A 13,066-nucleotide genomic window follows, 5' to 3' on the forward strand; every position below is an offset into this window, starting at 1 on the left:
TCAATGCGCCGATCCAGGATACCCTGTAGCGCATCGACACCGATGCCCTGCTTGCGGCTCACATCCTCGAGCGTACTGTTGATCAGTTCTAGCAGCATCTGATCCTCGAAGCCCTTCGTCACCGAGGCGCGTGGCGTATACCACGACAGCGTTTGGCTCGTCGTCGGACGCCCTTCGCAGTCGTCGCATTGGTAGCGCTTGGGGCGCAAGACAATCAAAATGGTGTATTCACCCAAGGACACATGGCGCAGCGTTATCTCTTGACTCAACCCGTAAGGATGATCAATGGGCTTTCCGCAACGGTGACAGTGCGTGCCTTCCAGGATGCTATGAACAAAGATCTTGAGCGTTCTGGCCCCTTCCACCACAATCCGATCAATGGCGATATCGGGTAGGTTCAACAGCACCCGGATGGTCTCTTTGTCAAGCATCATAATCAACAGCGTTCGAATTGGGTTTTGACGGGAACTGGCTCTCAAGCCACTGTTTTATAAGATATCACAACCCCAGGAGATCCGGGAGAGCCTTTAACCGCCGCCTTCGTGCGCTCGGCGAGGAGGCCGATGACACGCAGCTGGTCGTTCACGTAGGCACTGATGACAGCCACGAAATCACGATGACCTTTCTTCAAGGAAATCTCGTCGATGCCCATGACCTCCAGGGTCTCAATGGCACTCCAATCGATCTCAGGATCAATGCGCCGATCCAGGATACCCTGTAGCGCATCGACACCGATGCCCTGCTTGCGGCTCACATCCTCGAGCGTACTGTTGATCAGTTCTAGCAGCATCTGATCCTCGAAGCCCTTCGTCACCGAGGCGCGTGGCGTATACCACGACAGCGTTTGGCTCGTCGTCGGACGCCCTTCGCAGTCGTCGCATTGGTAGCGCTTGGGGCGCAAGACAATCAAAATGGTGTATTCACCCAAGGACACATGGCGCAGCGTTATCTCTTGACTCAACCCGTAAGGATGATCAATGGGCTTTCCGCAACGGTGACAGTGCGTGCCTTCCAGGATGCTATGAACAAAGATCTTGAGCGTTCTGGCCCCTTCCACCACAATCCGATCAATGGCGATATCGGGTAGGTTCAACAGCACCCGGATGGTCTCTTTGTCAAGCATCATAATCAACAGCGTTCGAATTGGGTTTTGACGAGAACTGGCTCTCAAGCCGCTGTTTTATAAGATATCACAACCCCAGGAGATCCGGGAGAGCCCGCCTCCAGTAATTCCGGGGACAGTTTACTTAACTCTAGAAGCCCGCGCGGGTGACTGACGCGAAGAAATCACCTAACACGCCCATAAAGCCGAGGCCATACTGCGCATCGCCCTCAAAGCAATCCTTTGGTGCTGTAGTGGCGCAGTATGGCCCGGCTTATGGGTGACGTTAGAATACGTAAAGGCGCAGACAGCAATATTGTCTCATCTTCTTGTTTATAGGTATTTCGACATGGCGACCTTGCATGATGCTAAAAACGCAATTGAAGACTATTTAGGTATGCAGAGAGGTTTGCCCGAATTAGATATAAGTGATTATTATGCACTATTTCCTGATACGGCAAGAGATGATATTGCTATTTGTGGCAGATGGGATAATGACCAATATCCACATCAAGATAAACCGGGCGTCTACTTGATTTTCGATGAAGATCTAGAGTTGATGTATATTGGCAAAACCGACAGCACTTTTGGAAGTCGGCTGTACACCTATTTTAAGGGTACCGATGTATGCAAAATTGTCCATCCGGGTTGGTCAAGAAAACCGTGTTATGTCGCAACCATTCCAATAGAGAAAAGCCAAAAACACATTGTATCTCCAGTTGCGTTAGAAGATTATCTTATTGATCGCTTACAGCCCTATGACAATACTAGGGGGATAAGATAGGGCATGGGTTACAGAGTTACAGGGGTCAGGTTCGATTTAATTTCCAGGCTATGGAATTAAATCATTTCAATCGCCTAACATGCCCATCTAGAAAAGGGGACGGATTTATTTTTGAACACGCAGAATTCATCGATCGCGTGGACATCCACTCACCAAGGCTGTTGGAAGCTGGAGAGCAAACCGCCCTGCACCTGGATCCCGAGCCGACCCTTTTCGGCTAGCGCGGCATCGCCTTTGAGCGCTTCCCGATCCAGGATCACGGTCTGCCCGAGTCAGACGCCATGACAACGCTCATCTCACGACTCTACCGGGACATCCTGAGCGGCGAGCCTCTGGTCGTTCACTGCGCGGGGGGCATCGGGCACACGGGTCTCGTTTCAGCTGCCTCCTGATCGAGGCCGACCTGAGCCCGGAGGCGGCCGTGCAAGCGGTCTGCGAGAAACGCACGATTTCCGTCCCGAGACCTCCGCACAGATCGCCCGCGTCCCTGCCTACGGGCTGCACGCGGCCTGTCCTAGCCCCTGAAGAGCAGCGCACGGATGGCGTATTCGATGAGCCCGGCAGACAGCACGCGAAGCGGCTCCACCGAGTGTCGGGTTGGCATCTTCTGGCTCTACCAAAACCGGCCGATGGCGAGTGCGGTTCCGCTGGAACGGGCCGACACGCGCGGCACCAAGGGCGACAGCCCCGAGGCTCATGTCGCGATGTGGCCGCGCATCGTCGCGCGTCACAAGGCGGAGTTGCCGATCCTGAGCAGATTGGAATACGAGGAGGTGCCGCGCGGACGGCGGATCTTCGACACGGCGACGCCGACCGTCCTCGTCTACATGGATGAGACCCTCTTCGCCGATACCCAGCCAGCGCGGGAAGCAAGCGCTCCGGTTTGGGAGGCGCTGCGCGCGGCCTTCCGGTTGGACGGACAGCGCGTCCGCTTCTCCAGCGATCTGCACTATCGCGTCGATCCCTGTGACGATCAGGAACGAGGGGACTGATCGATTTCCGACACGCGGAATAAATCGCCGGCTTGAGCAGCCACTCAACAACCCAATACTCGGCGCGGCGTCGATCGTCCTTCGGACCAGTCGTCTTCGGTGGACAAGCGCAGCGCAGTCCACCAACAACGGCGCGGGGGTCGGTGGACTTCGCTCTCGCTCGTCCACCCTACCGGTCCAACCAATGACCAAGGCCCTCGGCACCAACTCAATACTCGGCGTCGATCGTCGTTCCGGCCAGTCGTCCGTGGGGTAGAGAAGCGCGGTGCGGTCCACCAACAACGGCGCGGGGTTTGGTTGACTTCGCTCGCGCCCGTCCACCCGGTCCAGCTGCCGACCAAGACTGATGATCCGTTGAGCCAGCGGGCGATCGAGCGCGGGACGCAGAGCGTCCGGCCGTGCTCCCACGCTGGAGCGTGGGAGCCAGCATATCGGACGGAAAAGGGGACTGATTTATTGCTGAACACGCGCAATTCATCGCTCGCTTGGACGTTCACTCAAAGACGCGCACTGGGTTGCAGTGTATCGCTTATCGATATACGATCAAGGCATGTCGATCCAGTCATTCAAATGCGCGGAAACGAAGCGCCTGTTCGAACGCCAGCGCGCAAATCGCTTCGTGAATGTCGAGGGGCCAGCCAGGCGCAAGTTGAGTTACCTGGACGCCGCCAGCGATCTGTCCGATCTGCGCATTCCACCGGGCAATCGTCTGGAAGCCTTGCGGGGCGATCGGACCGGCCAACACAGCATTCGCATCAATGACCAGTGGCGCTTGTGCTTCATCTGGCCAAGCGATGGACCAATGAATGTTGAGATCGTTGATTCTCATTGAGGTACGGCCGCCATGAGCGAAAAACGTCCCCCCATCCATCCTGGCGAAATCCTGCGCGAGGAATTCATGCTGCCGCTGGGACTTTCCAGTCATGCCGTGGCGCGCGCCATCGGCGTCACCCCCACACGCATCAACGAGATCGTGCGCGAACGGCGCGGTATCACGGCTGAATCGGCCTTGCGTCTGGCGCGCTTTTTTGGAACGTCCGTCGATCTTTGGATGAACCTGCAGCAGCGTTACGAGCTGGAATGCGCGAAGGATTCGCTCGGCGATGCATTGGATCGAATCAAGCCGATGCACCTCGCGGCGTGAGCGAGTCGCGGAAAAGGAGTTTCGGATCCGGCCTTGATCACCGTTTGGGCCAGTCGTCCGTGGGGTAGAGAAGCGCGGCGCAGTCCACGTCTACGTCGCGAGTTGAGTCTGGTGAAGACGCTCCAGCTCGTGACCAGAAGGGCGGGAAGCAATTGAGGGACAGATCCTTGGAAGCTGCCTGAAAAACTCTACCGTCTCAGACACCTTCCTAGGCGCCAGGAGCACTCAAGAGACCCGTAGGACACCGAGGACACCCCATGCGCCTTTTCTATTCCATCCCCGCCGGTCTGCTGCTCGGCATCCTGCTGGCGCTGATCGTCCCGGCCGGCGCGCCCTACGTCGCCTGGGCCGGTCAGATCTTCCTGTCCCTGCTGAAGCTGCTCATCCTGCCGCTCATCCTGGTCTCCATCTATGCCTCGCTCGCCGGCGGGAGCGAACTCAGACGCATCGGTGGACGCGCCTTGCTCTATTACCTGGCGACCTCCAGCGTCGCCGCGACGCTCGGAACCCTGATCGGCCTGGGCTTCTCCTCGGACCTGCCGGCCGGACTCCTGAGCCTGGAACAGGTCGATCAGACGGGCGCCGCCTTCAGCCTAGAGCGTCTGGTGGCCAACTTCATTCCGACCAACCTCTTCGCCTCACTGGCGGAGGGCAACATCCTGCACATCGTCTTCATCGCCGTGGTCGCGGCGCTGGCCTCGCGCCGGATCGCCGAGCGCGAGCGGGATGTCCTGCTCGGCGGCGCGCGCGCCCTGGATGCACTGCTCATGCAACTGCTGCGCGGGGTGCTCGCCCTGGCGCCGATCGGCATCGCCGCCCTGGTCTATGCCAGTCTGGCCAACATGGATTGGGCCGGTGTCTTTCAGCTGCGCTCCTTCGTCTGGGCGGTCACGCTCGCGGCGGTGCTGCACGCCCTGGTCGCCCTGCCGACCCTCTACCGCCTGCGCACCGGACGCTCGCCCTGGCCCTTCGTCGCGGCCTGTCGAGCGCCGCTGCTGACGGCCCTTGCCACCGCGTCCAGCTCGGCGACCTATCCCCTCTCGAAGCAAACGTTGGAGCAACAAGGCATCGCCGAGCGCGTCACCAGCTTCACGCTGCCCCTGGGCGCGACGCTGAACATGGACGGCTCCGCGCTCTACCAGTCGATCCTGCTGATCTTCATGTCCCAACTGGCGGGCATCGACCTGACGCCGCTGCAGGCGCTCTTCATCGTGCTGCTGACCATGGCCTCGTCGGCCGGCACCGCCGGCATTCCGGGCGGCGGCATTGCGATGATGGCCTTCATGCTGGATCTGCTCGGCCTGCCCCAGACCTATCTGGCGCTCTATCTCATCGTCGATCGCTTCTTCGACTATCCCATCACGGCCATCAACGTCTGGGGGGACTTGGTCGTCGCGGCCATCGTCGACAGGGATCTGCGCCGCCTGTGAGGCAAGGCGCGGACGCCTTGCAACAGCGCGTGGCGCTCAGTCAGGGCGTCTCATCGCGCGAATGCTCGCCAGGAAGGCTCTAGACTTAGAGTCACACGGAACAGGAATCGAGAATCGTCATGGCGGAGCGGGCCGAGATCCTAACGCTCTTGTTCGCGGACATCAGCCACAGCACGCGCATCATCCAAGACTTCGGCGACAGGGTCGCGCGCGACCTGATCCAGCGCTGCCTGGCGCGGGTGGCGCAGAGCGTGCGGCAGCACGGTGGACAGGTGAGGGGGCGGATCGGCGACGAGCTGATGTGCACCTTCCCGGATGCCCGCGAGGCGATCCGCGCGGCGCTCGCGATCCAGGCGTCGGTCAGGGCCGGGGGACGCGCGGGGGAGTTTCCCGCGAACATCAGGATGCACCTCGGCCTTCACCATGGCCCCATCCTCATCGAGCAGGATCAGCTCTTCGGCGACACCATCCATATCGCCAAGCGGATGGTGGACCTGGCCAAGACCGATCAGATCCTCACGACCCAGACGACGCTGAGCGCGGCGGGCGCCATGCCCGAGATCCGGCGGCGTCTCGCGGACGAGATGCGCATCAAGGGCTATGACGACCCGGTGGAGATCTACGAAATTCTGCGCCAGGATCCCGGCGTCACCCAGGTCGCGCAGCGCGTGACGCGCTCGCCCGCGGGCGAGCACTATGTGCGCTGCGCACTCACCCACGACACGCAGACGTTCACGCTGGACGCGGCGCACCCGGTCTTCAGCATCGGCCGCGACACGGGCAACGACCTCATCATCCCCGAGGACTGCGTCTCGCGAAATCATGGCCGTCTGGAGTATCAGAAGGGACGCATCATCTTCATCGACCAGAGCACCAATGGAACCTCGATCCTGGAGAATGACGCACCGGAGCCGGTGCTCGTCCACCGCGAACAGCGCTGGCTGCGTGGCAGCGGCCTGCTGTGCTTCGGGCGGCGCGCTGAGGCAGAGGGGCCGCTCAGTCTGCGCTACCGCTGCGAACGCGCGGCCGACCCGGCGTCAGCCAGATGAGCACCCAGCTCACGAGGGGCGCAAGACACCCATCCAGGCGCGCATGAGGGTCTGCTGAGAGTCCGCAAGAGAGGCGATTTCGATACCGATACCGATACCGATACCGGGCTCCAGGCCCGTCTGGGCGACGCGATCCATCCGGCGGTGGCCAACGTCACGAGGAGACAACAGATGGCGAAGCAGACTGGCTCTGGGGCAGAATCCAAGGCAGCCGCCTCGATCGGAATCGCGCAGCATGCCCAAGCCACCGGCCACGTTCCCCGCGAGCGGGGCGGCAGAGACCATCACCCGGAGTCGATCGCTCACCCATGCTCGAAGAAGCACCCATCGCCAATGTGGCGCACGTCATCCAACTGGCCGTCGCGCCCGTCTTCCTGCTGACCGGCATCGGCGGCATGCTGGCCGTCATGACCAATCGGCTCGGGCGCATCGTCGACCGCGCCCGGACGGTCGAGGCGCAGCTCAGTCTCGCGGACGATAGCGGCCTCTGGGATGTTGAACTTCCAGCGCTCTCCCATCGAGCCCGGCTCATCAGCGTCTCGATCAGCTTGTGCACCCTGACGGCCTTGCTGGTTTCCAGCGTCATCGCCATCCTTTTCCTCGGCGCCTTCGCCACCTTCGATGCATCCGTGCTGGTCGCCGCCCTCTTCATCGCGGCCATGCTGGCCTTCATCGTGGCCCTCATCTTCTTCCTGCGCGAGATCTTCCTTGCCATCGCCACGCTGAGGTTCGGCAAGGAGCGCTGAAGCGGCACCCCCAGTGCGCACTCAGCCGCGGCGAGCGGATGGGTTCGCGCTTGCCTCGGCCCTGAGCGCGCCTCGCGCCATCACGGCCCGACGCGACTGAGCCGAGCGGCGCTCAAGCGCCGCCGTCCTCCGCCGCCACCTTGAGCCCGTCGTCTGGATCCAGGCATTCGACGTTGAGCATATGCACGCGACGGCTGTCCGCGCGCACCACCGTGAAGCGGAAGCGACCCAGCTCGACGGCCTCGCCACGCTTGGGGAGGTGACCGAAGGCGTTGACGACCAGCCCGCCGATGGTGTTGAGCTCTTCGTCCGAAAAGTCGCTGCCGAAGTACTCGTTGAAGTCCTCGATGGCGGTGCGCGCCTTGGCGCTGAAGAGGTTGTCGCCGCGGCGGAAGATCCCCGAGCCTTCGTCATAGTCGTGCTCGTCGTCGATCTCGCCGACGATCTGCTCAAGCACGTCTTCGATGGTCACCAGACCGGCCGCGTTGCCGTACTCGTCGACCACGATCGCCATATGGTTGCGGCTGGAGCGAAACTCCTTGAGCAGCACGTTCAGCCGCTTGCTCTCGGGGACGAAGACGGCGGAGCGCAAGAGATCGCGGATGTTGAAGGCGCGTCGGCTGTTCTCCATGCAGAAGGCCAGCAGGTCCTTGGCGAGCAGGATGCCAACCACCTCGCCCTTGTCGTCCCCGGTGACCGGGAAGCGCGAGTGCGCCGACTTGACGGCGATCTGTAGGATCTTGTCGAGCGGATCGTCCCGCCTGAGCGAAACCATCTCCGCGCGCGGAATCATGATGTCCCGCACCCGCAGATCCGAGACCTGCAACACCCCTTCGATCATGCTCAGGGCGTCCGTGTCCAACAATTCGCGCTGCCGCGCATCCTTCAACAGCTCGATGAGCTGCTCCTTGTCCTGCGGCTCGCCACCCAGCATCTGTCCCAGCTTCTCGAGCCAGTTGCGTGATCGCGAGCCCTCGCTAGATCGATCGCTCGTCATGAGGTGTCAACAGTCCTCCAGGTCGTCCTGGCTTTCGTAGGGAGGGGGGAATCCTAACCCGCCTAAGATGGTCGTTTCCAGCGCTTCCATCTCTGCGGCGTCAGGGTCGGTAATATGATCGTAATCAAGCAGATGCAAAACACCGTGAACGACCATGTGCGCCCAATGCGCGCTCGCCTCCTTGCCCTGTTCCAGTGCCTCGCGCTGCACGACTTCGGCGCAGATCACGAGATCGCCGAGCAGGTCGGCAATGGGGTCGTCCGGACTCACGCCCGGCGGAAGATCGAAGGGGAATGAGAGGACATTGGTCGGCTTATCCAGCCCGCGATAGTGCAGGTTGAGCGACTGGCCCTCTTCGGGATCCACGAGGCGAATCGTCAAGGCGGCCCGCTCGCGGCGTCCCTCAAGGGCGGCCGAGACCCAATGGCGCAGCTGCGCGAGCGTCGGTAGACCCTCGCGGTCGGTTGCGATCTGTCGATCCAGATCCAAATCAAGTGCCATCGCGCGGATCACCTGGAGGGCTTGCGCGTCTCCCCCGAGATGGGGTTCTCAAAGACGTCGTAGGCATTGACGATGCGCTGAACCAGTGCGTGACGCACCACGTCGCGCGCGCTGAAGAAGGTGAAGCTGATGCCGTCGACATCCTTGAGGATCTCGACCGCCTGGCGCAGACCGGAGGGCTGGCCACGCGGCAGGTCGACCTGGGTGACGTCCCCCGTGATGACGGCGGTCGAGCCGAAGCCGATTCGTGTCAGGAACATCTTCATCTGCTCGGGTGTCGTGTTCTGAGCCTCGTCCAGGATGATGAAGGATTCATTGAGCGTTCGGCCACGCATATAGGCCAGGGGTGCGACCTCGATCACGTTTCGCTCGATCAGCTTGTTGACCTTCTCGAAGCCTAGCATCTCGAAGAGCGCGTCGTAGAGCGGGCGCAGATAGGGGTCGATCTTCTGGGCCAGGTCGCCGGGCAGGAAGCCGAGCCGCTCGCCCGCCTCGACGGCCGGGCGCACCAAGAGCAGGCGGCGCACGCGGTCGGACTCCAGCGCCTCGACCGCGCAGGCGACGGCCAGGTAGGTCTTGCCGGTACCCGCCGGCCCCACACCGAAATTGATGTCGTGCTTGAGGATGGCGTGCAGGTATTCCTGCTGATTCGGCCCACGCGCCCGAATGAGGCCGCGCTTGGTCTTGATGATGACCTCGGGCAGACGGTCCGCGACCTGCTCGGACAAGGCGTCCACACCGGCCTGCTGCAAGGAGAGATGGATCTTCTCGGGCGTCAGGACCTCCTCCGCGGCCTGGGCGTAGAGCTCACGCAGCAGCTGCTCGCCGACGCGCACGGAGGCCTGCTCGCCGATGAGGCGGAAGCTGACGCCGCGATTGTTGATCTCGATGCCGAGCCTGCGCTCCAACTGCCGCAGGTGCTGGTCGAGCTGGCCGCAGAGGTTGGCGAGCCGGGCGTTGTCCTCGGGTTCGAGCACGAGGTCGAAAGTCTGGGGTTGAATGGCCAAGTAGAAGTCGAATCAGCGCGTCAGATGCCCACGGAGCGAGTTGGGCAGGGCCTCGGAGATGGTCAGGTCGACGAACCGGCCGATGAGGTCCGGAGTACCGTCGAAATTGACCACGCGATTGTTCTCGGTGCGACCGGCGAGCTGGTCGGGATCCTTGTGGGACGCGCCTTCGACCAGCACGCGCTGCAGGGTGCCGACCATCTGGCGACTGATACGCTGCGCATTGGTGTTGATGCGCTGCTGCAGTCGTTCCAGGCGCGCTTTCTTGACGGCCAGCGGGACGTCGTCCGGATAGTCCGCGGCCGGCGTGCCTGGGCGGCGGCTGTAGATGAAGCTGAAGCTGTGGTCGAAGCCGATCTGTTCGACCAGGTCGAGCGTCGCCGCGAAGTCGTCCTCGGTCTCGCCGGGAAAGCCGACGATGAAATCGGAGGAGAGGCAGAGGTCGGGACGCGCCTGCCGCAGACGGTGGATCTTGGAACGATACTCCAGAACCGTGTGGCCGCGCTTCATGGCGGTCAAGATGCGGTCCGAGCCGGACTGCACCGGCAGGTGCAGGAAGCTCACCAGCTGCGGCACCTCCGCGAAGACCTGGATCAGCTCATCCGTGAATTCGACCGGATGGCTGGTGGTGAAGCGGATGCGCTCGATGCCCTCGATCGCCGCCACATAGCGAATGAGCAGCGCCAGGTCGGCGGTCTCGCCCTCGGATTCGGCCATTGGGCCGCGGTAGGCATTGACGTTCTGGCCCAGGAGATTGATCTCGCGCACGCCCTGCTCGGCCAGATCCGCGACCTCGGCGATCACGTCATCGAAGGGCCGGCTGATCTCTTCACCGCGCGTGAAGGGCACGATGCAATAGGTGCAGTACTTGGAGCAGCCTTCCATGACCGAGACGAAGGCCGTCGGCCCCTCGGCCTTCTGTGCCGGGAGACAATCGAACTTCTCGATCTCCGGGAAGGAGACGTCGACCTGGGGACGGCGGCTGGCCTCCAGATCCTTGAGCATCCGCGGCAGCCTGTGCAGGGTCTGGGGACCAAACACCAGATCCACGAAGGGCGCGCGGGCACGGATCGCCTCGCCTTCCTGGCTCGCCACACAGCCGCCGACGCCGATGACCAGCTCGGGCCGCTTGAGCTTCCACGGCCGCCAGCGTCCGAGCTGGGAGAACACCTTCTCCTGCGCCTTCTCGCGCACGGAGCAGGTGTTGAGCAACAGCACATCCGCCTCTTCCGGCTGGTCCGTCAGCTCCAGGCCGGCGCCAACGCGCAACGCATCCGCCATGCGGGCGGAGTCGTACTCGTTCATCTGGCAGCCGAAGGTTTGGATGTAGAGCTTACGAGGCATGAAAGTCCGCCGGCGAAGGCAGTGAGTCGAGATAACCAGGGTGGGGACGGATAGGGTTAGGCGGAAGGACTGTCAACCCATAACCAGGATCGGACAGGGATCGCAAGGGCGCGTATCCTGATGAATCAGCGGCTTAGTGTCAACCCCAGGGATAGCGCCATGGCGCATCCCCGAAGCGGCCATCCCTGGCATGGTTTCCAGGAAAGGCTCAATAGCGCGTGTAGCTGAAGTCACCGATCTCGTTGCGGTACTCCTTGAACCAGTCGCCGTCGATGTAGATCCAGGTTTCCTCGACCCTGGTCGAGGTCGGCGGACGGCTGTAGGTACCGCCTCGCGGCAGCTTCAACAGCGGGATCTCATAGTTGAACTCCACCGCCACTCGGGCCAGATTCCCCGCGACCCTGGCGTCCTGGACGCTGAAACTGTGATGTTTGACCCGCCCGGACTGGCCGACGTAGTCGCCTTCACGCATGCGGCGCCTGAAGTAGGGATCGAAGAGGGCGAAGGCGCTGGCGTAGTCAGCCTTCACCAGGGCGCCCCAGAATTCAGCGGCGCGCAACTCAAGGCGGGCCTTCTTTTCAGCGGAGCCAAGGTCGTTCAGGCCGGTCTCGGGCGCTGCCGGCGGCTCGCTCGGCAGGGCGTGAAGATAGAGATCGGCCGTCGCAAGGCCATCGTCGCGGTAACGTGCCGCCAGCTGCCAGAAGCCGGTGTCCGACGGCCGCAGATTGCTGACGAAGGGGAAGAGCACATCCTCGGCGACGCCAGGCGCGTCGAGCGGCAGATCCTGCGCCAGCCAGGTCGCCCCATGATCGGTCGAGCGATTGTAGTAGAGATCGCCACGCAGATTCCGGTAATCGTTCCAGGCGACCAGGACAGACCCGTCTCGCCCCAAGGCAATCTGCGGGAAGTTGTCCTGGGTGATGTCGAACGGATAGTGCCTGAAGGGGCGGATGGGTTCCCAACTGACGCCGCCATCCGTGGAGCGGGTGAAGAAGACATGATTCTTGCGCGGCTGATCCGTCTGCCGCGCGCCGCGGGCGCTGAAGACCAGGTAGACGTAATCACCCTGCGCCTTCAGATCCATGGACCCGATGTCATAGATGTCGCTGCCCGGGAAGGCATAGGTCTTCCAGCCGTCGCCGTCGCGCACCGCCGATTCCAGTCTGTACTGGTTGCCATAACCGCCAAACCACACCGCCAGCGGCTCCCCCCGGACCTCGGTCGCGGCGATTAGCAGCACGCTGCCGATCGGCTTGACCGGCTCGGCCGGCGTCCAGCCGAGCGCATCGTCACTTTGGGCGTGGACGAGCAGCGTCTCGCCTCCCCGACGGGCGTCGGCGAAGACATGCGCACGCCCGCCCGCCATGGTCAAGGCGGGCCAAAAGCCAGTGTCGTACCCGGCGGTCAGGCGCTGGACATCGCCCCAGCGCTGCCCGCCGTCCTTGGAGCGACGCGCATAAAGGTGGTAGTTGGGTGTTGCCTCGGGAGCGGATTCGCCCGACGCCACTCCATCGACATCCGGCGCATCGCCGAGCCAGACGACGGAGAGCTGACCCTCGGCATCTCCCGTGAGCCGGATGCGCGGCAGCGGCCGGGACGCCGAGTCGAGCGCAACGCTGTCCGACCAGCCCGCGTCCCCATGCAGACCGCGAATCTCGATCGCTGGCGGCGCACCCGGCTGCCCGTTCAGCCAAGCGGCGTAGAGGTTCTCACCGAAGGCCTCCAGCACGAAGCCTGCGGCCTTGGCGTCAGGCGCGGTCAGGGTCTGGATGCTGGCGTCGGGGTGGCGGACCAGGAGCCGCCCCGCATCGTCGCCATAGGCGACGTAGGGCTTGCCAGTCGCGGTCGCGGCCAGCCTGGGTGTCTGTTTGGGGCTGAAGGTTTCAGGGTTGACGCGCCACTCCTGCGCGTCCGCTACGATAAGCGGCGAGACCAAGAGTCCCGCCGCCACAAGCAGGGTTCGCAGCATA

General features: G+C 62.6%; 15 protein-coding genes and 1 pseudogene. 8 read left to right on the top strand and 8 right to left on the bottom strand.

Going from position 1 to position 13,066, the window contains the following annotated elements; genetic code table 11:
- Together CKO23_RS03780 and CKO23_RS03785 are read right to left on the bottom strand one after the other, a co-directional pair.
- Positions 1–431, bottom strand: a pseudogene (locus tag CKO23_RS03780) (ISL3 family transposase); the annotation flags it as partial.
- Positions 432–475: 44 nt separating this feature from the next.
- Complete coding sequence (locus tag CKO23_RS03785) at positions 476–1,123, bottom strand: transposase (protein ID WP_207168419.1); 648 nt, start codon at positions 1,121–1,123, stop codon at positions 476–478.
- A 328-nt stretch (positions 1,124–1,451) separates the two neighbouring features.
- On the opposite strand from CKO23_RS03785, the gene CKO23_RS03790 reads away from it, so the two are divergent.
- From CKO23_RS03790 to CKO23_RS03815, 7 genes are all read left to right on the top strand, one after another.
- On the top strand, positions 1,452–1,886 hold the full coding sequence (locus CKO23_RS03790; RefSeq protein WP_200328429.1) for a GIY-YIG nuclease family protein: 435 nt from the start codon (positions 1,452–1,454) through the stop codon (positions 1,884–1,886).
- Positions 1,887–2,113: 227 nt separating this feature from the next.
- Positions 2,114–2,278 carry a protein-tyrosine phosphatase family protein gene (locus CKO23_RS26870; RefSeq protein WP_440870560.1) on the top strand — a complete coding sequence of 55 codons (165 nt, stop codon included), beginning with the start codon at positions 2,114–2,116 and terminating at the stop codon, positions 2,276–2,278.
- A 159-nt stretch (positions 2,279–2,437) separates the two neighbouring features.
- Positions 2,438–2,878 (top strand): hypothetical protein, encoded by a 441-nt coding sequence (locus CKO23_RS03795; protein WP_200328430.1) that lies wholly within the window; start codon positions 2,438–2,440, stop codon positions 2,876–2,878.
- A gap of 550 nt (positions 2,879–3,428) precedes the next feature.
- A complete protein-coding gene (locus CKO23_RS03800) occupies positions 3,429–3,710 on the top strand; it encodes a type II toxin-antitoxin system RelE/ParE family toxin (protein WP_200328431.1) in 282 nt (93 codons plus the stop codon).
- A 12-nt stretch (positions 3,711–3,722) separates the two neighbouring features.
- Positions 3,723–4,022, top strand: coding sequence for a HigA family addiction module antitoxin (locus CKO23_RS03805; RefSeq protein WP_200328432.1), 300 nt, complete (start codon positions 3,723–3,725; stop codon positions 4,020–4,022).
- A 257-nt stretch (positions 4,023–4,279) separates the two neighbouring features.
- Positions 4,280–5,452 carry a dicarboxylate/amino acid:cation symporter gene (locus CKO23_RS03810; RefSeq protein ID WP_200328433.1) on the top strand — a complete coding sequence of 391 codons (1,173 nt, stop codon included), beginning with the start codon at positions 4,280–4,282 and terminating at the stop codon, positions 5,450–5,452.
- A gap of 119 nt (positions 5,453–5,571) precedes the next feature.
- Complete coding sequence (locus tag CKO23_RS03815; RefSeq protein ID WP_200328434.1) at positions 5,572–6,501, top strand: adenylate/guanylate cyclase domain-containing protein; 930 nt, start codon at positions 5,572–5,574, stop codon at positions 6,499–6,501.
- A 9-nt stretch (positions 6,502–6,510) separates the two neighbouring features.
- Here CKO23_RS03815 and CKO23_RS03820 read toward each other — a convergent pair whose 3' ends face one another.
- On the bottom strand, positions 6,511–6,807 hold the full coding sequence (locus tag CKO23_RS03820) for a hypothetical protein (protein ID WP_200328435.1): 297 nt from the start codon (positions 6,805–6,807) through the stop codon (positions 6,511–6,513).
- Positions 6,808–6,809: 2 nt separating this feature from the next.
- Here CKO23_RS03820 and CKO23_RS03825 point away from each other — a divergent pair, with 2 nt between their 5' ends.
- On the top strand, positions 6,810–7,247 hold the full coding sequence (locus CKO23_RS03825; RefSeq protein WP_200328436.1) for a DUF2721 domain-containing protein: 438 nt from the start codon (positions 6,810–6,812) through the stop codon (positions 7,245–7,247).
- Between the two features lie 112 nt (positions 7,248–7,359).
- Here CKO23_RS03825 and CKO23_RS03830 read toward each other — a convergent pair whose 3' ends face one another.
- The 5 genes from CKO23_RS03830 to CKO23_RS03850 form a co-directional block, all read right to left on the bottom strand.
- Complete coding sequence (locus CKO23_RS03830) at positions 7,360–8,244, bottom strand: HlyC/CorC family transporter (RefSeq protein ID WP_200328437.1); 885 nt, start codon at positions 8,242–8,244, stop codon at positions 7,360–7,362.
- A gap of 6 nt (positions 8,245–8,250) precedes the next feature.
- Entirely contained in the window at positions 8,251–8,745 is a 495-nt protein-coding gene (ybeY, locus tag CKO23_RS03835; RefSeq protein ID WP_200328438.1) for an rRNA maturation RNase YbeY, read from the bottom strand.
- Between the two features lie 8 nt (positions 8,746–8,753).
- Positions 8,754–9,752: a PhoH family protein gene (locus CKO23_RS03840; RefSeq protein ID WP_200328439.1), complete on the bottom strand. Its 999-nt coding sequence runs from the start codon at positions 9,750–9,752 to the stop codon at positions 8,754–8,756.
- Between the two features lie 12 nt (positions 9,753–9,764).
- On the bottom strand, positions 9,765–11,096 hold the full coding sequence (gene miaB / locus CKO23_RS03845) for a tRNA (N6-isopentenyl adenosine(37)-C2)-methylthiotransferase MiaB (RefSeq protein WP_200328440.1): 1,332 nt from the start codon (positions 11,094–11,096) through the stop codon (positions 9,765–9,767).
- 208 nt (positions 11,097–11,304) lie between these two features.
- Entirely contained in the window at positions 11,305–13,065 is a 1,761-nt protein-coding gene (locus CKO23_RS03850) for a sialidase family protein (RefSeq protein ID WP_200328441.1), read from the bottom strand.
- Position 13,066 lies beyond the last annotated feature (1 nt).

It is taken from the genome of Thiocystis violacea (assembly GCF_016583565.1).
Lineage (GTDB): Bacteria > Pseudomonadota > Gammaproteobacteria > Chromatiales > Chromatiaceae > Thiorhodococcus > Thiorhodococcus violaceus_A.

Excerpts from the sequence above, each read along its gene's own strand:
- CKO23_RS03850 (WP_200328441.1), bottom strand. The coding sequence starts at position 13,065 with ATGCTGCGAACCCTGCTTGTGGCGGCGGGACTCTTGGTCTCGCCGCTT.
- miaB (WP_200328440.1), bottom strand. The coding sequence starts at position 11,096 with ATGCCTCGTAAGCTCTACATCCAAACCTTCGGCTGCCAGATGAACGAG.
- CKO23_RS03810 (WP_200328433.1), top strand. The coding sequence starts at position 4,280 with ATGCGCCTTTTCTATTCCATCCCCGCCGGTCTGCTGCTCGGCATCCTG.
- CKO23_RS03815 (WP_200328434.1), top strand. The coding sequence starts at position 5,572 with ATGGCGGAGCGGGCCGAGATCCTAACGCTCTTGTTCGCGGACATCAGC.
- CKO23_RS03830 (WP_200328437.1), bottom strand. The coding sequence starts at position 8,244 with ATGACGAGCGATCGATCTAGCGAGGGCTCGCGATCACGCAACTGGCTC.
- CKO23_RS03795 (WP_200328430.1), top strand. The coding sequence starts at position 2,438 with ATGAGCCCGGCAGACAGCACGCGAAGCGGCTCCACCGAGTGTCGGGTT.
- CKO23_RS03805 (WP_200328432.1), top strand. The coding sequence starts at position 3,723 with ATGAGCGAAAAACGTCCCCCCATCCATCCTGGCGAAATCCTGCGCGAG.
- CKO23_RS03785 (WP_207168419.1), bottom strand. The coding sequence starts at position 1,123 with ATGCTTGACAAAGAGACCATCCGGGTGCTGTTGAACCTACCCGATATC.
- CKO23_RS03825 (WP_200328436.1), top strand. The coding sequence starts at position 6,810 with ATGCTCGAAGAAGCACCCATCGCCAATGTGGCGCACGTCATCCAACTG.
- CKO23_RS03790 (WP_200328429.1), top strand. The coding sequence starts at position 1,452 with ATGGCGACCTTGCATGATGCTAAAAACGCAATTGAAGACTATTTAGGT.
- CKO23_RS03800 (WP_200328431.1), top strand. The coding sequence starts at position 3,429 with ATGTCGATCCAGTCATTCAAATGCGCGGAAACGAAGCGCCTGTTCGAA.
- ybeY (WP_200328438.1), bottom strand. The coding sequence starts at position 8,745 with ATGGCACTTGATTTGGATCTGGATCGACAGATCGCAACCGACCGCGAG.